Origin of the sequence: Bathymodiolus thermophilus thioautotrophic gill symbiont (assembly GCF_003711265.1) — a bacterium.
Classification (GTDB): domain Bacteria; phylum Pseudomonadota; class Gammaproteobacteria; order PS1; family Pseudothioglobaceae; genus Thiodubiliella.
Map to the genome: position 1 here is coordinate 170152 of NZ_CP024634.1, position 25919 is coordinate 196070.

Annotated in this window: 12 protein-coding genes; 10 read left to right on the forward strand and 2 right to left on the reverse strand. The window is 40.6% G+C overall.

Features of this window, described 5'->3' with window-relative positions; all coding sequences use genetic code 11:
• Positions 1-5: 5 nt before the first annotated feature.
• Positions 6-359, forward strand: coding sequence for an iron-sulfur cluster insertion protein ErpA (erpA, locus tag MS2017_RS00615; protein WP_071564550.1), 354 nt, complete (start codon positions 6-8; stop codon positions 357-359).
• A gap of 536 nt (positions 360-895) precedes the next feature.
• On the opposite strand, the gene MS2017_RS00620 is transcribed toward erpA, so the two are convergent.
• Positions 896-3766, reverse strand: a complete 2871-nt coding sequence (locus MS2017_RS00620) for a cadherin domain-containing protein (RefSeq protein WP_122950924.1) — start codon at positions 3764-3766, stop codon at positions 896-898.
• Between the two features lie 604 nt (positions 3767-4370).
• Between MS2017_RS00620 and MS2017_RS00630 the strand changes: the two genes are divergently transcribed.
• The 9 genes from MS2017_RS00630 to ychF all read left to right on the forward strand — a co-directional run bounded on the left by MS2017_RS00630 (position 4371) and on the right by ychF (position 12156).
• Positions 4371-4739, forward strand: a complete 369-nt coding sequence (locus tag MS2017_RS00630) for a transposase (protein WP_478209811.1) — start codon at positions 4371-4373, stop codon at positions 4737-4739.
• Positions 4740-4763: 24 nt separating this feature from the next.
• Positions 4764-5204 (forward strand): transposase, encoded by a 441-nt coding sequence (locus MS2017_RS00635; RefSeq protein ID WP_277424511.1) that lies wholly within the window; start codon positions 4764-4766, stop codon positions 5202-5204.
• A 391-nt stretch (positions 5205-5595) separates the two neighbouring features.
• On the forward strand, positions 5596-6732 hold the full coding sequence (locus MS2017_RS00640; RefSeq protein ID WP_071564556.1) for a citrate synthase: 1137 nt from the start codon (positions 5596-5598) through the stop codon (positions 6730-6732).
• Positions 6732-7475, forward strand: coding sequence for a bifunctional demethylmenaquinone methyltransferase/2-methoxy-6-polyprenyl-1,4-benzoquinol methylase UbiE (gene ubiE, locus MS2017_RS00645; RefSeq protein WP_122950928.1), 744 nt, complete (start codon positions 6732-6734; stop codon positions 7473-7475). The genes MS2017_RS00640 and ubiE overlap by 1 nt, the downstream gene beginning before the upstream one ends.
• An 8-nt stretch (positions 7476-7483) precedes the next feature.
• The gene (locus MS2017_RS00650) at positions 7484-7954 is read left to right on the forward strand and encodes an SCP2 sterol-binding domain-containing protein (protein ID WP_071564558.1); all 471 of its coding nucleotides are present in this window, start codon (positions 7484-7486) and stop codon (positions 7952-7954) included.
• Positions 7954-9558: a 2-polyprenylphenol 6-hydroxylase gene (ubiB, locus tag MS2017_RS00655; protein WP_071564559.1), complete on the forward strand. Its 1605-nt coding sequence runs from the start codon at positions 7954-7956 to the stop codon at positions 9556-9558. The genes MS2017_RS00650 and ubiB overlap by 1 nt, the downstream gene beginning before the upstream one ends.
• A 185-nt stretch (positions 9559-9743) precedes the next feature.
• Complete coding sequence (locus MS2017_RS00660; RefSeq protein ID WP_122950929.1) at positions 9744-10415, forward strand: 50S ribosomal protein L25/general stress protein Ctc; 672 nt, start codon at positions 9744-9746, stop codon at positions 10413-10415.
• 56 nt (positions 10416-10471) lie between these two features.
• Positions 10472-11047: an aminoacyl-tRNA hydrolase gene (pth, locus tag MS2017_RS00665; protein WP_180334747.1), complete on the forward strand. Its 576-nt coding sequence runs from the start codon at positions 10472-10474 to the stop codon at positions 11045-11047.
• A gap of 17 nt (positions 11048-11064) precedes the next feature.
• A complete protein-coding gene (gene ychF, locus MS2017_RS00670) occupies positions 11065-12156 on the forward strand; it encodes a redox-regulated ATPase YchF (RefSeq protein ID WP_071564562.1) in 1092 nt (363 codons plus the stop codon).
• A gap of 472 nt (positions 12157-12628) precedes the next feature.
• Here ychF and MS2017_RS00675 read toward each other — a convergent pair whose 3' ends face one another.
• Positions 12629-25636: a BspA family leucine-rich repeat surface protein gene (locus tag MS2017_RS00675; protein WP_122950930.1), complete on the reverse strand. Its 13008-nt coding sequence runs from the start codon at positions 25634-25636 to the stop codon at positions 12629-12631.
• Between the last annotated feature and the right edge of the window lie 283 nt (positions 25637-25919).

Here is a 25919-nt window from a genome sequence, read left to right on the forward strand (position 1 = left end):
AAAATATGGAAGCAGCACAAATCTTAGAAACAGCAGACATCATTTTTAGCGACAACGCCGCTAAAAAAGTATCCGACCTGATTCAAGAGGAAAAAAACAACGATTTAAAATTGCGTGTGTACATTACTGGCGGTGGCTGCTCAGGTTTTTCCTACGGTTTCACTTTTGACGACAAGCACAAAGAAGGCGACTCTGGTGTCGAAAAAAACGGCGTTCAATTAGTCGTTGACCCCATGAGTTACCAATACTTAATCGGTGCCACCGTTGATTATCTGGAAGACTTACAAGGCTCTCGTTTTATTATTCACAATCCTAATGCTAAAACCACTTGTGGTTGCGGTTCGTCTTTTTCGGTGTAGAGTAAAGGCTTAAGTAGAATTAATATTATTAGTGGTCAAAATAATGTTGGTAAAACTGTATTGTTAGATTCTTCCTTGTTACAAACTCTGAAGTAGCAGTTATTGCAAAAAATAGAAATATTAACGAAGATCAATAATAAGAGACCTTTGCATAAATATAAATAATCATCAAGAATCCTCGTTTTACCCACTTGATAATTTTTTAAACCCAGCCTTAGCCCTGCTAGGATAAGGTTTAAGAAAATTACCAAGTGGGCAAAAATTGAATTTTGCTAATCATCCATATTTATGCAAAGGTCTCAATAAGTTTAAACCCATTATTGATTTTGTATTAACAATTTTTAGTTAAGAACATATAAAATTACCACTTTTACAACACTTTAAATTTTACCAAAGGAGGTTGTTGAAAACAAGAACCTAAATTACTTTGCCCCCATACTCGGCATGAGACCAAAAAAAATCTTACAATAAATCAGGCAAAAAAAAGCCCTATTTTCACAGGGCCTTTTGTCAGTATGTTTACTTGATTTATTTACTTAATGAGAAAATCGGCGCTTTCTTCTGATTAAATAATAAGCGCTCAATGTCATTAATAGGATAAAAACCATATCAAATCTAGCAGATGTATTGGGATTGTAAACACAACCACCACCACTGCTACTGTTGCTATTATCGTCAATATTGCCACTACCACCGACAACAGGTGTTGCTATTGAAACAGTGTTTTCAACCACACCATTTGCATGATTACCGTCAGCGTCATTTTCGCCACCATCTTTAAGGGTTAGTTTAAGGCAAGTTGCACCAGTGATTAATCCAGTTTGCCAAATGCCATCGGTGTCGGTACAGGTATTGCTTGTGTTGGTTTTAGATTGTATGTTATTGTTATCAACTACAAAATTACGCCAGCCAGTTACCAGTGAGTATTGACGCAATACTGCATTTTCAGGGATTGGTGTGGTAAGTTCAATGGTTACTTGGGTGGAGGCGCCACTGGCGCTTAGGCCTTCAATTATATAGTCGTAGATATCGCCAGTGGCTAGGGTGTCTTTGGTGTAGTCAGATAGGTGGTTGGCTGCTCTGTATTGTTTTAGTTGATCGAGGGTTAGTTGTCCGGAATCTTCGCCCATGATGCCAGGTAGTATTCTGGTGTTGTTTGGGCTGGTGATTTTTTTGTTTGTGCTTGCGGGTAATTCGTTGTTGCTATTTCCGGATTCTTTGCTGTCGGAAATGCCGTTGCTGTTTGTGTCTGTTCGTCCATTGGGGTAGGTGTCAACTAATTTAAGTTTTAGCACTCTTTCTGATGAAAAATCGCCAGTTGTTACTTTTAATGTGATTGTTCGGGTGCCGACATTGACGCTTTGGGGGTTAAAGACAAAAGTCTTGTTGGTGTTTGTGCCAGAAAAATCGTCACTGCTCCAAGCGTAAGTGCCTGTGCCTGCTGAGGCGCTGATGGTAACTTCTCCGCCATCTTTGCTAATTAAAGGACCTTTGTTTTCACCCTGGGTTACGGTGAATTGGGCGATTACTGGGGCAGCGATGTGGGTGGCGGTGATGGTGATGTCAAAGGATTGTGGCTCGGAGGTGTGAACGCCGTCGTTGGCGGTAACGATGATTGGATATGTGTGTATTTCGGTGGTTACTTGTTTGATTTTTAGTTTGTTACCAGAAATTTCAAAATTGTTGATGTCGTTGACGGTGTAGGTTAAATCATCATCGTCTGTATCGGTTGCGAATAAGGTGCCTATGACTGTGCCAGCGGGTTCGCCGAGTACAATATTTTTCTTGCTCAGGGTAATGTTGGTGGGAGCGGTATCATTAAGATTGTTGAGGCTAATGGTGATTTCGGCAGTTTCGTCTTTGGCATCGGTGCCTTTGATTTCGACTGTGAGGATGTAGTTTTGTTTGGTTTCGTGATCAAGACCTAGTTTGGCAACTTGGATTTGTCCTGTGCTGTTGATTGTAAAGAAGCCGTCGTTATTACCAGTGGTAATGGCGAAGGATGTTACTGTGCCTACGGTGGCTAGGGGGGTTCCAATGTCGGTGCCGACGGCTGAGTTTTCATTGATAGAGCGGGTTTGATTGGCGATGGTGATGGTGTTTTCTTTGAGGTTGTGGATGGTGATGGTAATGGCTTTAGAGGTAGTGGAAATTGTGTCGTTGACTTTTAACTCTAGGTTGTAGATGTTGTCACTACCATTGTCATTTGGGACTTCATAGTCGGGGGCGACTTTAAAGGTAACGATGTTGCCGTTTAGATTAAAAAGTTCTGCGTCTGCACCTGAGATTTCATAAGTCAAGGTTTGACCGCTAGGCTCATTGGTGGCAGTGATAGTGAGAGCGGTAAGGGCACTGCCTTCGTCACGCACTATATTGACATTGGTGATGTTGATGGGGTTTGGATTAACAGTAAGGGTAAATGTTGTAGCATCAGAGGTATTTACGCCATCATTGGCAGTTATATTAATGTTATAGCTGGATTTAGTTGAATAAACAACATTCTCCGCTATTTTTAATTGATTGCCGTTAATGCTGAAACTGGATGCGTCATCGCCGCTGAGGGCGTAAGTCAATGTGCCAACGGTGTCTGCGTCGGTGGCAGAAAGCGTGGCAATTGTAGTGCCACTTTCTGCGCCATCATTAATAACAGTGGTGCTTAGAATTATGTTGCTGGGATTAGTGTCGTTGGCATCAGTAATGGTGATGGTAAATTCTTTATCAAAAGTTAAGGCGCCGTCTGTGGCACGCACTTTAATGCTGTATGAAGTTTTACTTTCATAATCTGCTGCTGTGTTTAAAGACAGTGTTGCGCCAGTAATGCTGAAACTGGCATTATCGCCAAAGCCTGAAATTAATGAATAAGTCTCTGTGCCTAGTGCGTCATCGGTATTGGTTAATGTGCCAATGGTGGTGGTGTTTTCTATCACGGTAGTGTTGGAAAGTGTGATGTCGGTAGGGGCTTCGTTGATGTCGTTGATATTAACGGTGATGGTTTGTTCGGTGTTTTGGTGGGCTGCTTTTCCTATGGTGGCTTTGACTTTGACAGTGTAGGATTTACTGCCGTTTTTAAAGTCGGTTCCAGTGCCGTTAAAGGTTAGGGTTGTGTTATTAGTGCCACTAAGGCTAAATAAATTTCCAGTGGAATTTTCAGTAATGCTGAAAGTAGCGGCGGTATCGCTGGGGATAAGGGTGTAGGTAGAACTGTCGCCTTCGTTAGCGTTAAAAGTATTGAAGGATAAAATGTTGAGGTTGCTATCACCAGCAAGAACAAGATTATTATGATAAGACTGTTCACCCTGTTCTCCATCTTTATTACGGGGAGACACATTATTAAGATATAGAGTAACTGAATGTTTACCGCTATTATCGGCTAAATTAAAACTGTCTTGATTAAGTGTGATTTTCATCTGTTGAGCGAAACCATCAACTGGGTTTAACGATTCTGGAAAAAAAAATCAGCATTGGCCATAGCAGAGCCTAAATAGTATGTGAGAGTAGAGGCAGGATTTTGGGGGTCCCTTTCGGAATATAAGTTTACTGAGAGGCCTTTATTTACGGGATACTCGGGCATTTTAACAGGCTGGTCAAAAGTAATGAGAATCGTCTTATGGTCTATTCTTTTGGCATTCGTAAGTAAGGGTTTGGTGGCAAATACCTGTGAGGTAAATAAAACTAATAAAGTAGTGATGATAAAACGATTAAACATGTTCATTGGTAAACTCCGAGATTTAAGAATAGAACAAGACATTAATTGCAGATTATTTCATAAAAAGCAATGTTTGTGGGGATTCTTTAATTAGTTGACCCTTAAAAACCACCTAACCATTTAGATATAATAAAAAATTAAAAAACCATAGGCAAATAAACCAATTTTTGGCATAATAACACTCTTTTTTTGGTCGTTTTACCTAAAAATATGCTAACCGAATCTTTACCAATATCCACCAAAAAAAACTTATTTCACTCAGAATTCTTTAATCAATTAGACACCAAAGTGCACTATTCCACACCATAGACTGGCAAGTTTTTAATGATGTCTTCACCAAGCACTATTGCATTAACAATGCCAAACCCTCAAAACCCATTCGCCTAATGGTGAGCTTGCTCATCCTTAAACAACTGGAGAATCTCTCAGATGAAGTCGCTGTTGTGCAGTTCAAAAGAAACCCGTATTACCCATACTTTTGTGACTACAGCGCTTATATTGCCAATGTGCCTTGCAACGCCACTGAGTTAGTGCATTTTAGAAAACGCATTGGCGTTGAAGGCTTCAACCTTATCTTTAAAATGAGTGTTGCATTACACGGTAAAAAAGCACAAGAGTCAGCCGTGTTAATTAGACACCACTGTTCAAGAGAAAAACATCGCTTATCTCACTGACGCTAAATTGGCAATAAAGTCTCAATCGTCTCCACCAAAGACAGCAACATCATCGTTGGTGTAGCAAGTCACGAGACAAACATTCACAATTCGAAAACACTAGATACAGCCATTGCTCACGCTAACGCTAATCGTATCAAGCCCATTCAGAAGGCAGTATGTGATAGAGGGTATGTGGGTGCAAAAGAAGTATTAGGTGCTGAAATCATCTTACCTAAAAAGCCCCTGAAACGAGACAGCCGTTACCAACGAGATAAAAAGCGTAAGTTGTGTAAAAGACGAGCAGCAATAGAACCTATCATTGGACATCTTAAAGCAGATTTTAGATTGTCTAGGAATTTACTCAAAGGGCAAGTTGGTGATGAAATTAATGTTTTAATGGCTGTTATGGCGTGGAATTTGAAAAAGTGGCTGATTGCCACTGTTATTTTTTGTTTTTGCAGAAAGTTGGCTGGTTTTTTGTAAAAAGGGCGAAGATTTTGTGTATTATTGTCTGAAAACTGGTTTGGTTGATTAAGGGTGGCGGGGTTTGGATTTTTTTTGGATTTTGGCTTAGGGTTTTTAAGGGCTGACTAATTAGCAATTTTCCCGGCGACACTCAACAGCTCTTTAGGCGGGTAAACTCAGCCTTAGTTTTGCTAGACAAGGTTTAAAGAAATCAGCAATTGGGCAAAAATTGAATTGTGCTAACCATTCATATTTATGCAAAGGTCTCATTTAGGTGTTTTAGAGCACATAGAGGCGGGGAAATATTTTGCAGGATAAGAGGGTATTTGAGCACTTGTTGCAAAAATGAAATTCGTTCAACGAAGCTGTATTCAGGGTAAAATTTTTAGTTTTTTAGTTACAATTAATTATGATCGAATATATTCCAGGTTTAGCTGGTGTTCCAGCAACAGAGTCGTCCATTTCTTCGATTGATGGGGAAAATGGTATTTTGGCGTATCGTGGCTACTCGATTGAGGAATTGGTAAAATATGGTTCGTTTGAAGAAGTGGCAATGTTGCTTAGAGATGGGGAATTGCCGAGTGCTAATGAGTTAGAGGATTTTCAGCGAGTATTACATGAGCGTTATGAGGTTAAACGGGATATTCGTCATATGATGTGGGCGTTACCTGCGAATGGGCATCCGATGGATGTGTTGCAAACGGCGATTGCGTCAATGGCAACTTTTTATCCAGATGCGGGTGCGGCTGATCCCAATTCGGCTTATACGCAGAGTGCTTTGACCAAAATTATTGCCAATATGAGTACACTGGTGGCGATGTGGGCGCGTATTTCATCGGGCTATGACCCTATTCCACCGAGTAAGGAAATGTCGTATGCGCAGAATTTTTTATATATGTCATTTGGTGAAGATCCGGATGAAGAAATTGTCAAATTGTTTGATGCTTGTTTGATTTTGCATGCGGAGCATACTATTAATGCCAGTACTTTTTCGGCAATGGTAACGGCTTCCACGCTTGCCAATCCGTTTGCTTCGGTATCGGCGGCAGTTGGCACGCTGGCGGGTTCGTTGCATGGCGGGGCGAATGAAGATGTGTTAAATATGTTGGATGACATTGGCGAAGTTAAAAATGTGCGTGGTTACATTGAAAATCGTTTGCAGAATAAGCAAGTGATTTGGGGTATGGGGCATCGGGAATACAGTGTGAAAGACCCACGGGCAAAGATTTTGCAAGGTATGATTGAGACTTATATTAACAAATCTAATATTGCATTGTCTCGGCGTTTTGAGGTTGCCTTAGAAGTGGAGCGAGTTTGTGAGGAATTGTTAAGCGCCAAAGGGGTTTATCCAAATGTGGATTTTTATTCAGGGATTTTGTATGCTGAAATTTTTAAAATTCCAAAAAAACACTTTACGCCGATTTTTGCAATGGCCCGCTCAAGTGGTTGGGTTGCGCATTGGCATGAACAAGTGGCACATAACCGCATTTTCCGACCCACGCAAATTTATACGGGTTCGGATTTTAGAAGCTACCCGAGAAAATAATGGACAATACCACACATTTTGGCTTTAAAGATGTTGCCACACAAGACAAACAAGGTATGGTGCGCAGTGTATTTGACTCAGTTGCCAATAAATATGATTTGATGAACGATGTGCTGTCGTTTGGTGCACATCGACTGTGGAAGCACTATACCATTGCAATGGCAAATGTTAAAACAGGGGATAAAGTTTTAGACATTGCTGGTGGCACAGGAGATTTAGCACGAGCATTTGCGGCGAAAGTTGGCGATACAGGGCAAGTGGTATTGTCAGATATTAACGCCGCTATGTTAAATGAAGGACGCAAAAACTTAATCAACAAAGGGGTTACGGGGGTTGAGTTTGTGCAGTTAAGTGGCGAGCAAATTCCGTTTGCAGACAACAGTTTTGATTGCGTATCAATTGCTTTTGGTTTGCGTAATGTAACTGATAAAGACCAGTGTATTCGGGAAATGTATCGTGTTTTAAAGCCGGGGGGGTGTATGCTCATTCTGGAATTTTCTAAAACCAATATTGTGCCATTAGAAAAGTTTTACGATTTTTATTCGTTTAATGTGATGCCGAAACTTGGGAAATTTATCGCTAATGATGAAGAATCTTATCAATACCTAGCCGAGTCTATTCGCAAACACCCTGACCAAGAAACCCTTAAACAAATGGTATTAGATGCAGGCTTTGGTTTATGTGAATACCACAATTTATCAGGCGGAATTGTTGCCTTGCATAAGGGTATTAAGATCCCATAAGGCGACCGATGAAAACCTTAATTTTAGAAAATGCACTGAATCATTTATTATCAACACACCAAGTTGATATTAGCCCATTAGAGGGCAAAACTATTCGCTTGTCATTGCAAGATTTTCCGTTAGATGTTTATTTTATCTGCACCAATAATCGTTTTTTTGTTGTTACCAGCAGTGATGTTGTTGATGTGGAAATCACGCTAACGGTGAGCGCTTTTTCTGATTTGTTGAAAAAAACAGAATTGCACGATATGCTCAGGCAGGACAAAATTATTATCCATGGCGATGTAAAAACAGCACAGTTGTTAGTAGACATATTGCAACAACTTGATTTTGAAGAGGTGTTGTCTCAGTGGACGGGTGATATTATTGCTCATCAGGCGGGGAAAGTGATCAAACATTTGAAATCTAGTGATCGCCCAATATCGGCATTCAAAGACAAGATTGCCGCTATTTTAATCAATCCCAAGGTGGTGAAATAATGCGTAATTTGGCTCGATTTTTTAAAATTTTACGGGTTTTAATTTATTATCGTATTGATGCATTATTATTGTCCACATCGCTTTTAAGTCGTTTTAAGTTCTTACTTTATATCACGCCGTGGCATTATATTCCCAGAAAAAAACGCACCAGAGGGGAGCGCATTCGTTTGGCGCTTGAAGAACTTGGGCCGATTTTTATTAAATTTGGGCAAACGCTCTCCACACGCCCTGATTTGTTACCTAAGGATATTAGCGATGAACTGGTCAAATTGCAAGATGCTTGCCCTGCCTTTGACGGCAAACAAGCGCAAAAAATGATTGAAGCGTCATTGGGTGATAGCACAGAAGTGTTGTTCAAGGAATTTTCGATTGAGCCATTAGCCAGCGCGTCAATTGCACAAGTCCATACTGCAACAACACATAATGGCGACGATGTGGTGGTGAAAATAATCCGCCCAAAAGTAGGGGAAATAATTCAGCGTGACATTGCCTTAATGTTTGTTTTTGCTCAATTTTTTAATCAGTTTAAAATCAGTGAAAAAATCCGACCAACTGAGATTGTAAAAGAGTTTGAAGATATTATCTTGTTGGAATTAGACATGGCACGCGAGGCGAATAATGCACAACGCCTACGCGATAATTTTGCAGACTCAGATTTGCTGTATGTGCCCAAAGTGTATTGGGATTTATGCACAGCCGATGTGCTAACAATTGAACGAATTTATGGCACGCCAGTGGGTAATATTGCTCAGTTAAAGGCTGATAAGGTTGATATGAAACGCTTGGCAGAAGAGGGGGTGATTATCTTTTTTACCCAAGTATTTGTACACAATTTCTTTCATGCTGATATGCATCCAGGCAATATTTTTGTTGATAAAAATGGCCGTTATGCGGGCATTGATTTTGGCATTATGGGTGTCTTAGACGAGTCAGACAAAGATTTTTTGGCGGATATTTTTCTTGCATTTTTTAATCAAGATTATCACGGCGTGGCAAGTGCTTATATCGATTCGGGGTGGGCGAGTGCTAGCACCGATGTGCAGGCCTTTGAGCGTGCAATTGGTAGAATTTGTGCGCCGATGTTTGAGAAATCTTTGGATGAAATTTCGTTTGGACAAGTGTTAATGGATCTAATGGCTGAGGCAAAAAACTTTGATATTACCGTTCAACCGCAACTTTTGTTGTTGGATAAAACGCTATTAAATATTGAAGGATTGGGCAGGCAACTCTACCCAAAACTTGACTTATGGGCAACCGCCAAACCCTTTTTAGAAAACTTAATGCGTGAAAAGCACAGCTTAAAAAATACAGTTGAAAAATTTAAGAAACAAGTACCACAATTACTTAAAGACATACCAGAGTTGCCAACATTAACCATCAATGCACTGAAAAAATTGGACAAAGTGCAGGATTTCAACCGCCTTAGTGCGCAACAAACCGCACTTATTACTAAGCAACTAAAAATCAACCATAAAAAACAAACTGCGGCTATCTTTGCGGGTACTTTGACTGTCGTATCCAGTATTTTTATTTCTCAATCTTGGTGGATTGCTGGCAGTATTAGTGCTTTCTTCACATTTATATTTTGGCTAAAATCTAAATAAAACTCCTGTGAACCCCTACCTTCTATGTTTATACAAAGGTCTTTATATAAGGGTTTTGGATAAACTTTCATTCTTGGTGGTTTTCGGGTAAAATTCATCCCTTAATGCGTTTGGTCGCAAAACGCATTCAAGCAACATCCAAAAAAAATGGATGTTTTTTTATTTTTCAGAAAAGGAAGAAAAACATGAATATTACAATTAACGCCACAACGCGTAAAGACCAGGGGAAAGGTGCGAGCCGCCGCCTGCGTCATAATGAACAAATTCCTGCTATCATTTATGGTGCAGGCAAAGAACCCGATACAATCACACTAAATATCCATGAGATAACGCATCTTTTGGAAAATGAGGAAACTTATACCTCAATATTAGATTTAACGATTGATAAAAAAACACAGCCTGTGATTATCAAAGACTTGCAGCGTCATCCGGCTAAAAATTTGGTTACTCATGTAGACTTCTTGCGTATTGATATGAACAAGGAAATTGTTACTAACATTCCATTGCACTTTATGGGCGAAGAGGACAACGAAGCAATGCGTCTTGGTGCAATTCTTAACCAATTTGTTACTGCAATTGAAGTTTCTTGTTTGCCAGCAAATTTACCGAATTCTATTGAAGTTGATATTAGTAAACTTGGTATGGGTGACCATATCAGTCTAACAGGTATTAATATGCCAGAAGGCGTTACCATTATTGCACTAACACACGGTGATATTGAAGCGCACGATCAAAGTGTTGTTTCTGTTCAAGAGCCGAAGTTGATGTCTGAAGAGGCTCAAGTTGTTGATTCTGAGACTGAAGAAGGTGCAACTGAAGGTGGTGATGATAAGGCTGAAGATACTTCAGGTTCTTAAAAAAAGCATTTTTGCATAAATTTGATTGAGCGTTTATACACATACAAAAAGATCTGATGGCGATTAAATTGATTGTTGGCTTGGGTAATCCTGGTAAGGATTATCAAGCACATCGTCATAATGTTGGTTTTTGGTTTTGTGATGCGCTTGCACATTTATATGCGGGTATTTTTAAGAAAGAATCTAAGTTTTTTGGTGATGCGACGCAAGTCAATATTGCTGGTGCAAATGTTCGACTGTTAAAACCAGATACTTATATGAACGCTTCTGGTAAGTCAGTTCAAAGTATTGCTAAATTCTATCAAATAAATGCAGATGAAATTCTGATTGTGCATGATGAATTGGATCTTAATCCTGGGGTTGCTAAAATCAAATTTAGTGGCGGACATGGCGGGCACAATGGACTTCGTGATACGATTAAGGCCTTGGGTAGCAAAGATTTTTATCGACTTAGAATTGGCATTGGACACCCAGGTGACAAATCCAAGGTGGCAGATTTTGTTTTGCATGCACCTAACAAGTCTGAATTTGAGCCAATCCAAACGACTTTGGTTGACTCGCTTAATGTAATTGAACAGCTAACAAAAGGTGATGTTGACTCGGCAATGAAAGTGTTACACACACAAAAATAAGAAACAGAGGTAAAGAAATGGGATTTAAATGTGGTATTGTGGGCTTGCCCAATGTAGGAAAATCAACTTTATTTAATGCACTTACCCAAGCAGGGATTGAATCAGCAAATTATCCATTTTGCACTATTGAGCCTAATGTGGGCATTGTGCCAATGAATGACAAGCGCCTTGAGCAATTGGCTGAAATTGTGAATCCGCAAAAAATCTTGCCAACCACCATGGAGTTTGTGGATATTGCAGGCTTGGTTGAAGGTGCGTCAAAAGGCGAAGGGTTGGGCAATCAATTTTTAACCAATATTCGAGAAACAGATGCGATTGTGCATGTGGTTCGTGCATTTGATAACGATGATATTATCCATGTGGCTGGTAAAATTTCACCCCTTGATGATATTGAAATTATCAATACAGAATTGGTTTTGGCAGATTTGACTGCGGTTGAAAAACTGTATCAAAAAGCGATAAAAGGTGCCAAATCTGGGCAAAAAGATGGCTTGCCACTTAAAGCTCTATTGGAAAAAATTTTACCAGTGCTTGAAACAGGGGAAAGCGTCCGTACCTTGTCTTTTGATGATGAAGAAACAAAACTGTTAAAAGGCTTTCAACTACTCACTATTAAACCTGTGTTATATGTTGCCAATGTCAGCGAAGATGGCTTTAGCGATAATCCATATCTTGATAATATTCAAAAATTTGCACAAGCAGAGGGCGCACAAGTTGTGGCAATTTGTGCCGATGTTGAGGCAGAAATTTCTGAATTAGATGCAGAGGAAAAACAAGAATTTTTATCTGAGATGGGACAAGATGAATCAGGTTTGGACCGCCTTATTAAAGCAGGTTACAAGTTACTCGGATTGCAAACTTATTTTACCGCTGGCGTGCAAGAAGTGCGTGCTTGGACGATTAGCATTGGCGATAGCGCACCACAAGCAGCAGGCAAAATTCATGGAGACTTTGAAAAAGGTTTCATTCGTGCCGAAACTATTGCCTTTGATGACTTCATCGAATGCAAAGGTGAAAAAGGCGCTAAAGAAGTAGGGAAATTACGCTCAGAAGGCAAGGAATATATTGTCCAAGATGGCGATGTTGTCCATTTCTTATTTAATGTCTAACCTTGTTACCATGAAGAAATATTCCACACCCCACATATCCCGAAGCACAATTTTCCAATAGAGAACGGTCGTACGCCTCACTTTTTCAGCGTTAGTTAGAGTAATTTACTGCATTTTTCATACTTTCATTTTGTATTAAACATTGAGGTTTAAAAAATAGCTAATTCTATGCGCATTTGTTTCCTTGACTAGGTTTTTAAAATCTTCGTTATAAGAATATTTTAGAAGAAAGCGGGAGTTCTTTACAATATAAGGCAGATGGATGATTAACAAAATTCAATTTTTTCCCTAAAGGATAACCCAATTAGCGATTTTTTTTAAAGCAAGACTAAAACTGAGTTAAAAAATTGTCAAGTAAAAGAGTTCCAGCCAATTTTTATTGTTTACCGAGGACGATGAACACAGCACAATATTCATTGAGCCTTGCCTTAAATCTACACTAGACACATTACAATAACAAGACTTATCACCACTACTCAAGCACTAAGTTACCATAAGTCGCCATATTGCTCACCAAATTAGGATGATAATCAACACCCTCTAAGGTGATGGTTATCAAGATATTCTCTGCTCCAGTGCCATCGTGGTCAATCGTTAGTCTAGTGAAAATGTTATCTGCAGTACTATCAGCAGCGGAGGCTGTTACAAAATCACTTAGATAAGAAGCAGAGCCATATCCTATCAATAAGTCACTCAGGTCGATAACATCTAAATCATATTTATCGCCTACAACAAAGTCTTTGATCCAGTCGTTACCTGCATTTGTAAAGCCGTAATCAAAAGTATCACTACCTCCACCACCAGTTAAGATGTCATTGCCAGCACCGCCAATCAAAATATCGTCTGTGGTGCCTCCATTTAGGTTGTCGTTACCTCCTAAGCCGTGTATGGTGGTTTTTGCGCTAGTGGTAAAGAGTGTGTCACTTTGAGTATTGCTGCCTTGTATTGTTTTGCTGCCATCAAAAGTGCTAGCATCAATAGTCCAGTTGTAAGTGTCTATTAAATATTGTCTAGCAGTGGCATCAGTGTAATTTGCAATATCCCACACAACATCTCTCTGAATAGCAGTCTCTCCTGTGGTGGTATCAAGCTTTGCCCAACCACGCAAAGTGTTATCCATATTGGCAGTAGTCATTGAGGTTGTAACAAACATGTCTTCTGCATCTATTAAACTCGAAATATCCCAACTGCCAATGTCTTGATTAAAGGCGGTTGCTCCATAAAACATCTTATACATATTAATCGCCTTGCTAACATCCCAACTGCTAATATCTTGGTTAAAGGCGGCTGCTTTATTAAACATATATTTAGCAATGGTCATTTCGCCAACATCCCAACCGCCAATGTCTTGATTAAAAGTGGTTGCCTCATAAAACATCGATCCTGCATTAATCATATTGCTAACATCCCACTTGCCAATGTTTTGGTTGAAGCCAGGTGAATCACTAAATGCACCAAGTGCACTGCTTATATGAGACACATCCCAATTCGTTAAATCGGCATCAGCACCAACATGCCCTTCTAAATTGAAAAGTCTGGTTGCATTTTTAGTAGTGACAGTATTGGCATTGCCAGCGCTATCTGTAAAGGTATTTGCTGCAACGGTAATGGCAACATTCCTATGTATTCCACCTAGACTTGGGGTTACTTTAATGGTGTATTGAGTTGCACTTACTCTGGTAAATGAACCTAGGTCAATAGTGCCATTGACAATATCAATGTCATCTACGGTAAATGTTCCATATCCAATGGTTTCATTAAAATTAAATGTGATTATTTTATTAACGGCATGCCTGCCACCACTACCTGTAATCGTTAGGATCGGTTTGACAGTTCCAAGCACCAAGTTACCATTAGCAATCATATCATCCAATAAATTAGCCCTATAAGCAATATTTCCTAAAATAATGGTTACTGGACTATTAAGCTCTCCAGCGCCATCATGGTCAATAGTCAATTTCGTGCTAGCACCATCAGCAGTTGCTGTTATAAAATCACTCAAATTAGAAGTAGATTCATACCCTATCAACAAGTCTTTAAGGTCAACAATATCTGCATCAGCATTTGTGTTTATGTCTCCTACAGTAAAGTCACCAATAAGGTCATTGCCTGCGTTTTCAAAGCCGTAATCAAAGGTATCTCTACCACCTTCACCAATTAAGGTGTCGTTGCCAGCACCGCCAACTAAGGTGTCATCTGTGGTACCGCCAATCAGTGTGTCGTTGCCACCTAAGCCGTGTAGTGTGGTTTTTGCTCTAGTTGTAGCAAATGTGTCGGAGGTGGCAGTGCCCTGTATCGTCTTACTACCATCAAAAGTGCCGTCATTAATAGTCCAGTTATAGGTATTTATTAAATATTGTCTAGCGGTGGCATCGGTGTAGTTTGCGATGCCCCACTCAACATTGTTCTGAATGGCAGTTTCTCCTGTAGTAGTATCAAGCTTTGCCCAGCCACGCAAAGTATTGTCCATATTGGTGACATTCATGCTCCAATCTCTAAAAAACATATGGCCTGCATTTGTTAAACTCGAAATATCCCAACTACCAAAGTTTTGATTCGTATCGTGTGCCGAATAGAACATTTCGAACATATTGACCACTTTGCTAACATCCCAACTACTAAAGTTTTTATTGGTGAAGCGTGAAGACTTAAACATACGAGACATATTAACCACATTGCTAACATCCCAACTGCGAATGTTTTGTCCAAGTCTATCATTATAAAATGCATTACTTGCATCTGTTACATGAGACACATCCCACATTGTTATATCAGTATTATCGTATCCAGAGGAATTCGGTTCAGACTTAAGATCAATCCGCTCTCCTAAACGATTAATTCTAGTCTCATTCTTAGCAACAACAGTATTAACATTACCAACAATATCCGCAAAAGCGCCTGCTGCAACCGTAATGGCAACATTAGAATGCTTTCCGCCTAGGTTTGGGGTTACTTTAATGGTGTATTGAGTTTCATTGATTTTGGTTAATGAGCCTGCATTAATTGTGCCGTTGATAATGTCAATATCATCTACGGTAAATGAGCCATCTTTGATGGCTTTACTAAAATTAAATGTGATTGTGTTGGCGGCGCTATCTTTGCCACCACTGCCGCTAATAAGTAGGGTTGGTCCGGCGGCATCAAGTACTAAGTTGCCGTTAGCAATCAAATCATTTAATAAGTGGGTGTTGTAAGTAATATTTTTTAAGGTAATGGTTACTGGGCTGTTAAGTGTGCCAGTGCCGTCATGGTCGATAGTCAACTTGGTGCCAACGGTGTTAGTGGTGGCAGCAGCGGTGACAAAGGCGTTTAGATTGGAAGTGGTGCTATATCCGATTAACAAATTGCTAAGGTCGATAACATCTGCGCTGGTGTTGGTATTTATATTGCCTACGGTAAAGTCGGTAATGGTGTCGTTGCCTGCGTTTTCAAAGCCGTAATCAAAGATGTCTCTGCCACCTGCACCGGTTAAGGTGTCGTCGCCTGAGCCACCGACTAAGGTGTCATTTGTGGTGCCGCCAATTAGTGTGTCGTTACCGCCTAAGCCGTGGAGTATAGTTTTTGTGCTGGTTGTGTTCAGTGTGTTGCTGGCAGCAGTGCCTTGTGTTGCTATGTAGCGGTCAAAACTGCCCATATTAATGGTCCAGTTGTAGGTGTCTATTAAATATTGTTTGGCGGTGGCATCGGTGTATTGTGCAATGCCCCAAATAACATTTCTTTGAATGGCGCTTTCCCCTGCACTGGTGTCAAGTTTTGCCCAGCCGCGTAAAATATTATCCATGTTGTCGATGCTGATTGCGGTGTCATCAAGCATCCACTCTGCGTATTCTAAATTTGAAATATCCCAGTTGCTAATGTTTTGGTTAAAGGCGCTTGCGGCATTAAACATCGCATGCATACTGATCACTTTGCTGACATCCCAGTTGCTAATGTTTTGGTTAAAGGTGCTTGCACCTCTAAACATCTGAAGCATACCGGTTATCTTGCTGACATCCCAATTGCCAATGTCTTGGTTAAAGCTGGTGTTAATGAATGCATTGCTGGCATTGTTGGCATGTGATACATCCAAATCTGTTAAGTTGTTACTATTGACATTAAGCCAATCTTTTAAATCGCTAATTTCAGTTGTATTTTTAGCAATGGCAGTATTGACATTACCTGCAAGGTCTTCAAAGGTGCCCGCTGCCACTGTGATGGCAACATTGGCATGCTGTCCGCTAGGGCTTGGGGTGACTGTCATGGTGTATTGGTTGGCACTGACTTTGGTCATTGAACCTGCGTTAATCACGCCATTGACAACACTAACATCATAGGCGGTAAATGAGCCGTCTTTGATGGCTTCATTAAAGTTAAATGTGATGGTGTTACTGGCAGTATCTCTACCGCCATTGCCTGTAATTATTAGAGCAGGTCCAATGGACTCAAGTATTAAGTTGCCATTGGCAGCCATATTATTCAACAAATTGGCGTTGTAGGCAACATTGGATAAAGTGATGGTAACGAGGGCATTAAGTGCTTCTGTGCCACCGTAGTTAATGGTTAGTTTGGTGCCAGTACCAGCGGCAGTGGCTGTTATAAAATCACTCAGATAAGAAGTGGATTTACATCCTATCAATAAGTCGCTAAGGTCGATAGTGTCTGCGTTGGCATTTGTCCTGATGTTTCCGACGGTAAAGTCGGTGATGGTGTCATTGCCTGCATTTTTAAAACCGTAATCAAAGGTGTCATTGCCATTGCCACCAGTTAAGGTGTCGTCGCCTGCACCACCGACTAAGGTGTCATCTGTGGTACCGCCAATTAGGATATCGTTACCGCCTAAGCCATGTAGTGTGGTTTTTATGCTGGTTGTGGTGAGTGTGTTGGCAGTGGCAGAGCCTTGTATTGTCTTGCTACCATCAAAAGTGCCAACTTTGATAGTCCAGTTGTAGGTGTTTATTAAATATTGTCTGGCAGTGGCATCGGTGTAGTTTGCAATGCTCCATACAACATTTCTTTGAATGGCAGTCTCTCCTGTAGCGCTATCAAGTCTTGCCCAACCACGCAAGGTGTTGTCCATATTGGCGCTGGTCATTGCTAGGGTATTGGTGAACATGTGATTTGCATTGGTTAAACTTGAGATGTCCCAGTTGCCAATGTCTTGATTAAAGGCGTATGCGTCAAAAAACATTCTATACATACTGGATACTTTGCCAGTGTCCCAATTGCCAATGTCTTTATTAAAGACACTGGCGCTTAAAAACATCTCAGACATATGGGCTACTTGGTCAACTTGCCAATTGCCAATGTCTTGGTTAAAGGCGCTTGCATAGGCAAACATCTTGTACATATTAGTTGCGCTACCCATTTGCCATTTGCCAATGTTTTGGTCAAAGGTGGTGGCTCTATAAAATGCATAACTTGCATCGCTTGCATAAGACACATCCCAATGCGTTAAATCCACATCAGAACTGCTACTATTAATGTTAAACCAATTTTTTAAATTGCTAATTGTGGTTGTGTTGCTAGTAAGGGTGGCATTGGTATTACCTGCAATATCTGCAAAGGTGTTTGCACCAACTATGATGGCAACATTGGCGTGTTCTCCTCCTAGGCTTGGGATTGCGATAACGCTGTATTGGGTTGCACTTATTTTGGTAAATGAGTTTGCATTGAGGGTGCCATTTATAATGTCAATATCACCAATGGTAAATGATCCGTCTTTGATGGCTTCGCTAAAATTAAAGGTGATGGTGTTGGAGGTGTATTTGCCACTACTGCCTGTAATCGTTAGAGTGGGTCGAATGCTTTCAAAGATTAAGTTGCCATTGGCAACCATATTGTTTAACAAATCGGTGTTATATTCAATACCCTCTAAGGTAATGGTTACCAAGATATCCTCTGCTCCAGTGCCGTCATGGTCAATCACCAGTCTGGTGAAAATATCATTTGCAGTACTATTAGCAGCGGAGGCGGTTACAAAATCACTTAGATTGGAAGTGGCACTATACCCTATCAATAAGTCTTTAAGGTCTATAACATCTGCATTGTCGCTTGTTCCCATGGTGAAGTCTTTGATCCAGTCGTTACCTGCATTTGTAAAGCCGTAATCAAAGGTGTCATTGCCAGCACCACCCGTTAAGATGTCATTGCCAGCACCGCCAATCAAAATATCGTTTGTGGCACCTCCATTTAGGTTGTCGTTACCTCCTAAGCCGTGTATGGTGGTTTTTGCGCTAGTGGTAGAGAGCGTGTCATTTTGAGTATTGCTGCCTTGTATCGTCTTTTTGTCATCAAAGGTGTCAGCATTAATATTCCAGTTATAGGTGTCTATTAAATATTGTCTGGCAGTGGCATCGGTGTAGTCTGCAATGCCCCATACAACATTGTTCTGAAGGGCGGTTTCTCCTGCGGCGGTATCAAGCCTTGCCCAGCCACGCAAGGTGTTATCCATATTGGCAACTGTTATGGCACTGTGCTTAAACATATCTTGTCCGTTGGTTAAACTTGAAACATCCCAACTGCCAAGGTCTTGGTTAAAGGTGCTTTTGAAGGCAAACATTCTGTACATACTGGTTACACTGCTAACATTCCAAAAGCCGATGTCTTGGTTAAAGGCAGTGGCGTTTTCAAACATTCGATTCATATTGACTACATTGCCAACATTCCAATTACCGATGTCTTGGTTAAAAGATGTGGCATTGAGGAACATACTTTGCATATTGACTACATTGCCAACATTCCAATGTCCGATGTCTTGTTTAAAGGTGGTGGCATTAAAAAATGCTTGTATTGCACTGCCTGCATGGGACACATCCCAATTTGTTAAATCAACATCAAAGCCGTTGCCATCAATATCAATGTGATTGCTTAGTTGAAAAAGTTTGGTGGTGTTTTTAGCAGTGATATTAGTATTGCCAGCCAAATCTACCAAAGTGTTGGCTGCAATTGTGATGGCAATATTGTCATGTTGCCCCCCTAGGCTTGGGGTAACGATAATGCTGTATTGGGTTGCGCTTATTTTGGTTAATGAATCTGGGGTAATAATACCATTGACAATGATGATGTCATCTATGGTAAATGACCCATCTTGAATGGCTTCACTAAAATTAAAAGTGACTTCACTGCCGCCAGTACCGCCACTACCTATGATTGTTAGTGTGGGTGCTTGTGTGTCAATGTGAATTTCATTGTTGCTGGTATCGGTGATTTTGTTGCCTGCTGCATCGGTTATGGTGGCAACTACACTGTAGTCGCCATCAGTGAGTGCTGTTAAAGTGCCACTGATTGGGTTGATGTTCAAATCAACACGCCAAACACCATTACTATTTGGAACGGCGTTGTAAGTTGCACCAGAGATGGTTACACTTAGGCTTTCACCGGTGGCAAGTGCGGCGTTGGTGCCCATTGTGCCTGTAATTATTGGCAAGGTGTTGTTGGTGATAAGTGTGTCAACTTGTGGTGCTACGGTGTTAACAACAAGGCCTATTGTGGTTCCTAGCAATTGAACAGCATCAATTTCATTAAAGACATCGGTGCTGTCGCCAACTGTTAAGCGAATGGTGTTTGATGAGTAGTCAAGTTTGTTGTTAAGTGAGATTTTTGTGTTGCTAACCTGACCTTCGACAACACCTGACATGATGCCCCCTGTTTCGGCGCCATTAGATTTGGCATAAACTATTACAAAGACACCTTCTCTCATTACCTCTACTTTACTAATGGTTCCTGCATTGTATGTTTCTCTAACGATAATATCTTTGATATAAACCGATTGGTCGTAGGTTAGGATGAGCGTGTTTGCTTTGGCTCTGTCACTGGTGTTTTCTGCCCATGCATTTTTATGTTCGGCCTGAGAATCGCCGACATTTAATCCAGTATCGGGTGCACCTTCTACTTTGTTGTCGCTATAAGAGTCTAGGCTCCATTGGCTACTGGCCACAGTTGTTTTGGCCCATTGCATACTATCATTTGTAATGGCAGGTGTTGTTAGTGAGGCGTTATAACCTATATTATTTTTAAGTGTGCCGCCTGCTAAGAGTAATGCATCAACGCCAGCGGTAATATTGCCAGTGGGGTTGCTGTCGCCAGAAACAATGGTGTAGTTGAAGACCAAAGTAGTGCTAGAGGGGCTTGAGGTGTAAGTAGCGGTTTTTTCTACACCGCCTATGTTAATCGTATAAGTAGGTGTGCCAGTTACCACAACGGCCTCATCCATCGTTAGGGTAACAACAATTTTATCGCCTATACCCAGTGTGCTTGTCTTGGCGGTGCCAGTGGCGTTTGTTGCGGTAATTACTACGGTGCTAACTGTAGGTACATTACTGTCAATGGTAATCTCATTGTGGCTGGTGTCATTGATGCTGTTGCCTACTAGGTTGGTTACAGTGGCAACCACGCTGTAGTTGCCATCAGTGAGTTGTATTAAGGTGCCGTTGGTGGCGGGTGTGCTTAAATCAATGTGCCAAATGCCTTGGTCATTTGGGATAGCACTATAAGTGGCACCAGAGATAGTCACACTTAGGCTTTCACCAGTGGCAAGTGCGGCGTTGGTGCCTGTTGTGCCTGTAATTATTGGTGTGGTGTTATTGGTAATGAGTGTGTTAACTGTTGGTGCTGTTGGAGGGGTGGTGTTTAGTGTAAAGGCTTGAGTGGCATCACTTGTATTGCCAGCAATATCTGTTACAACTACTTTCACTGAATAATTGCCATCTTTGTTGCTGGTGGTGATATAAGTGGTGTATTCTGCTGCTGTCATGGTAGCAAGTGGTGTTCCGTTGTTTTTGGTAACAATGTAGGTTAAGGTTGCATCGTTTGCTACATTGGTCACTGTTAATCTGCCATTGTTGGTAATGCCGTCGTTGTTTAAGCCAGTGTCTGTAAAGGTAAGTGTTGGCGCTGCTAGGGGTGTGGTGTCTAGGGTAAATGTTTTAGTAACATTGCTTGTATTGCCAGCAATATCTGTTGTGACTATTGTTACTGAATAGTTGCCGTCTTTATTGTCTCCAGTTATGTAGGTGTTATACTCTTCTGCTGTCATGGTAAGAGGGTCTTCATTGTTTTTGGTAACAAGGTAAGTAATGGTGTTGTCGTTTGATGCATTGGTAACGGATAATTTGCCATTCTTGGTAATGTTATCGTTGGCGAGTAGTCCGGTGTCTGTAAAGGTAAATACTGGTGTTTCTGGGGGAGTGGTGTCTAAGGTAAATGTTTTGGTTATGCTGCTTGTATTGCCAACAATGCTGGTTGCGACTATGGTTACCGAATAGTCACCGTCTCTATTGTTTTCAGCAATGTAAGTGTTATACGCTTCTATTGTCATGGCAACAGGATCTGCATCGTCTTTGGTAACAAGGTAAGTGATGCTGGTGTTGTTTGATGTATTGATAACAGGCAATTCACCATTTTTGGTAATACCATCGTCACTTGATGAACCCGTGTCTGTAAAGGCAAGTATGGGGGTTGCTGGAGGGGCGGTGTTTAAGGTAAAGGTTTTGGTAACTTGGCTGGTGTTGCCTACCGTGTCTGTTATAACCACTTCTACTGAATAGTCGCCGTCTTTGTTGCTTCCAGTAATGTAGGTGTCATATTCTTCTACTGTTAGGGTAATGGGGCTTTCGTTGTTTTTGGTAACAAGGTAAGTGACAGTGTCGTCGTTTGATGCATTGGTAACGGGTAATTTGCCATTGTTAGTAATGTTGTCGTCATTTAAACCTGTGTCTGTGAAGTTAAATGTTGGTGTTGCTGGAGCGACGGTATCAATTGTTACTGCTGCTGTTGTTACGCCTTGACCTGTAACACTGCTATTGTTGCTATTGTTGCCATTGTTGTTACTGTTGTTATTATTACCAGCAAGATTAACGGTTACTGTGTAACTGCCGTCATTAAGTTGTGAAGTCCAGGTGGCGTTATTGGCTAATGTCCAAGTGCTGTTATCGGCACTTGTAATGATATTTGGGAGGTTGGAGTCAAGTGTATAAGTAGAGTCTGTACCTTTTTGTTTGAAGACGATACTGGTAATGCTTAAGTTGGTTATTGTGCCAATGATATTAACTGTGCCACTTAAAGTGGCTGTTGCCAGTTCACTGCTGTTGATATAATTGTCATCGCCAATATTGTTCCAAGTCACTGAGGTGGATAAGCCGATATCTGTTGCCAATACTTTAACCACTTGTCTGGTCTCATTGCCTGCACTATCGGTGGCAACAATAGTAACATTGTGATTTTCTATTTGAGTTTGTTTTTCTTGATATTTTAATTCACCGGTATCGTGCTTAATCGTAAACTTGTTATTTTGATTGCCATCTAAAGTGTAAGTGACTGGAGTGTCGTCTGTTGCTACGGCTGTGTATATTATTTCTGAAATGGCTGTGTTTATTTCGACCTGAACCGTAGTTGTGCTGGTAAATACAGGACCTGTGGTGTCGACTATAATGGTTGCGGTGTTTTCAGCAATGCTTGAGACATTGCCAGCGATATCGGTTTGTTTAATCTGAATGGCATTCTTAGCGTAAGTGCCTTCATCTAGCGTAAAACTATGACCTGTGCCATCAATAAAGTTGGTGCCGCCATCAACAGAGTATTGCCAAGTGGCACCGGGTTCTAGTTTTTCAACGGTTATTGTGTTGTTATTGGTAATGCCATCATTATCTGATGAACCTGTATCTGTCAACTTAAAGATGGGTGTTGGAGAGTTGGTGTCTAAGGTAAATGTTTTGATTGCATTACTGGTATTGCCAACTGTATTTGTAACAACCACTAGCACAGAGTAATTGCCATCTTTATTGTCCCCAGTAATGTAGGCTATATATTCGGCTGCTGTCATGGTGGCCAGTGGCTCTTCGCTGTCTTTGGTAACAATGTAGGTTATGGTGTCGTCATCTGATACATCGGTAACAGTCAATTGGCCATTGTTGGTGATGTGATCGCTTGTTAATCCGCTGTCTTTTTGTAAAGTGACTATTGGCGAACTTGGGGGAGTGTGGCTTAATGTAAAGGTTAGTGTGTTACTGCGAATACTGATATTACCTGCGTTGTCTATGTCGGTAATAGCAAGTGTGTAAGTGGCTTCATCTGCATTTGCCATATAGGCAATATAGCTTTCTTCATTGGTAACATTGGTAACTTCGACATCGCCTTTTTTTAAGTGATAAGTGCGAGTGCCGTTTACTTCAAGAACTGAGATGGCAACTGCACCGTCTTTGGTGATATTGGGCGTGTTGTTTGTGCTATTCGTTAAAGCAACAGTAGGTTGGGTTGGGGCAATTGTGTCAATTGTTGTTGTTAAGGTGCCTGAGCCTTCAATTGTGGTACTGTCGCTATTGCCAGAGAGGTTAACGACAATGGTGTAATCGCCGTTAATCAGTTTTGAGGCCCAAGTGTCATCATGAGTTAAAGTCCAAGTGTTGTTGTTATCGACATTGGGGAGGTTGGTGTTGATTTCATGAACGGTATTGCCATTTTTTTTGAAGACAATGCTGGCAATGCTGATTGAGTCAACGGTACCAGTAACAAAAACTGTGCCGCTTAAAGTAACTGTTGTTAGGTCACTAGTGCCGATAATGTTGTCATTATTGCTAATATTGCCCCACACAATGGAAGTAGTCAAACCAATATCTTGTACTGAGACAGTAATAAGTTGTTCTGTGGTATTGCCTGCGTTATCGGTGGCAATAATGGTAGCCATATCGTTGTTATGTGCTGATGTTTGTAGGGTTTTGTAGGTTACTTTTCCAGTGTCGGCGTTGATCTTAAATTTACTGCTTGTTGCCTCTTTTAGGCTATAAGTAATGCCATTATCTGCATTGCCACCCTTTAGATTGATTGCTTGGGCGTCATAAACAGGGGTTGTAATGGGGGTGTTGGTGGCGATATTGATTATAGTGGGAAGTGATAGCTCAAATGTGGGGACTGTGGTGTCCACTGTGATGACCTTGGTGTTTGATAGGGTTACTTTTTTGTCAGCATCAGTTGCTGTTGCGATGATACTGACGGTTTTGCCTTCTATGGCAGTAATGTCGGCATTTGTTAAGGTGTAATGCCAAGTTGTGCCTGAGACACTTGTATTTTTGTCTCTGCCATTAATAGACAGTACAACAGTGCTGCCAGCTTTTACTGTGCCGGTGATGCTTGTGTTGTCTTTTTCAGAAAAGTTAATGACATCATCTGTAGCCACTGTTGCAATTACTGGCATAACCTCTATTGCCTGCAGGTTGTTAAAGTGGTCGTTGGGCACCATGTCATATCTTATATCTGCCATGGCCTCTGCCTTTCTGAGTTCCATTCTCATGTTATTATCGGCAATGTTGACCTTTGTAGTACTTGTGTTTGCATTGACAATGTCAATGGCATCAGCAATGTCTTTATTAATATCGCTGGTACTTATGGTGTTGTTGTGTTCTTTGGCATTTTTTTCAAAATAAGAAACAATGGCCAGTGCTTTGCCATAGGCATTACCAGCAACGACTTCTCCCTTGTTGTTGATAACGGTTTTAACCATTTCCGTGGTGACATCACCAAATATGTTAAAGACTTCTCCTACTTGGGCATTAATACTAGCAACAAGTTCTTCGGTAAGACTTGTTTCTTTGTCCATGATTTTGGCAGCAATATCGGTTAATGGTGTGATATTGACTTTTGTATTATTAGATTGAATGACAATAATTGCTTTTAAATCACTGTTTAAGTCTTCGGCAATACCTGAAGCTTCGCTTATATAATCTGCAGTGGTTGTGGTATCTGTTAATTCAAGGGTAACAATCGTACCTTGGCTATATAACTTGTTTAAGGTAATGGTAAATTTACCATTGTCGTCAACGACAAATTTTTCAGAAATGGCAGTTCCATCAACAAAAGCCTGAATCTTTAAACTGTTGCTAGTAACTAACCCCAGATTAACATCACCTGTAATGAGTGTTTTATTCTCATTATCGCCACCACCACTACCACCACTGCCACTACCGCTGTCGCTACCACTACCCACAACAACAGCCGCAATGGCAACAGCCGCAACTGCAGCTACGATTCCCATATTAGCAGTAATCATATCTTCAAATGAAGTAACAACATCCTTTGAACTTTGATTGTCATCTGCACTTACTGCACTAGATTCTGTAGCAATAATAGATTGTTCGCCATAAAAATACACAATTTGTGTACCGTCTTCTAAAGTGAAGAAAACATCGGCAACAATATAATAAAGTCCACCGTCTTCAGCAGGAAGAGAAACTAAGCAAGATAAATCAGTTGTGCAAACTTCAAAATAATTATCAAATATAATAACACTGTCTTCTAGCGTTACTTCTAAATCATCGCCGATTTTTTTGGCAATTAAGTTTAACTTGTTAGTGTTAAAGTCTTCGGTGTTTAATTGATAAACTGTACCTGCTTGGACTTGAATGTGTTGTTTACCTGGGGTGGTGGTGATGACTTCTTGGTTGAGTTGGGTGGCGATTTTTTGTGCTTTGGTTTGTAGTGTTGCAACTTGCTTTGGTGTTTCTACTTGCATGTTTCTTTCCTCTGGGTTTTTACTTTTTTACTTTTTTATATTGTTTAACTTAAATTAAATTTTCTTCTAAGGTTAGAGGAGGTTTAATTGAAAGCTTTGCGTGAGTTGGATAATTACACAAAGACCTTAGACCATTATACAATAACTTTTTTATAGTATTGCACAAAGCCTAAATTCAAAGGTAGGATTTGGCGATAATTTTCTTTACTTAAAAGACCTCTGTATTAGACATAAATATTAATTAAAGCCCAAATTTTGTTCAATATCCATGTCTAATACAGGG

Bases quoted from the DNA above. Each gene is read 5' to 3' on its own strand.
- erpA (WP_071564550.1), top strand. From the start codon at position 6: ATGGAAGCAGCACAAATCTTAGAAACAGCAGACATCATTTTTAGCGAC.
- MS2017_RS00620 (WP_122950924.1), bottom strand. From the start codon at position 3,766: ATGAAAATCACACTTAATCAAGACAGTTTTAATTTAGCCGATAATAGC.
- MS2017_RS00640 (WP_071564556.1), top strand. From the start codon at position 5,596: ATGATCGAATATATTCCAGGTTTAGCTGGTGTTCCAGCAACAGAGTCG.
- ubiE (WP_122950928.1), top strand. From the start codon at position 6,732: ATGGACAATACCACACATTTTGGCTTTAAAGATGTTGCCACACAAGAC.
- MS2017_RS00650 (WP_071564558.1), top strand. From the start codon at position 7,484: ATGAAAACCTTAATTTTAGAAAATGCACTGAATCATTTATTATCAACA.
- ubiB (WP_071564559.1), top strand. From the start codon at position 7,954: ATGCGTAATTTGGCTCGATTTTTTAAAATTTTACGGGTTTTAATTTAT.
- MS2017_RS00660 (WP_122950929.1), top strand. From the start codon at position 9,744: ATGAATATTACAATTAACGCCACAACGCGTAAAGACCAGGGGAAAGGT.
- pth (WP_180334747.1), top strand. From the start codon at position 10,472: ATGGCGATTAAATTGATTGTTGGCTTGGGTAATCCTGGTAAGGATTAT.
- ychF (WP_071564562.1), top strand. From the start codon at position 11,065: ATGGGATTTAAATGTGGTATTGTGGGCTTGCCCAATGTAGGAAAATCA.
- MS2017_RS00675 (WP_122950930.1), bottom strand. From the start codon at position 25,636: ATGCAAGTAGAAACACCAAAGCAAGTTGCAACACTACAAACCAAAGCA.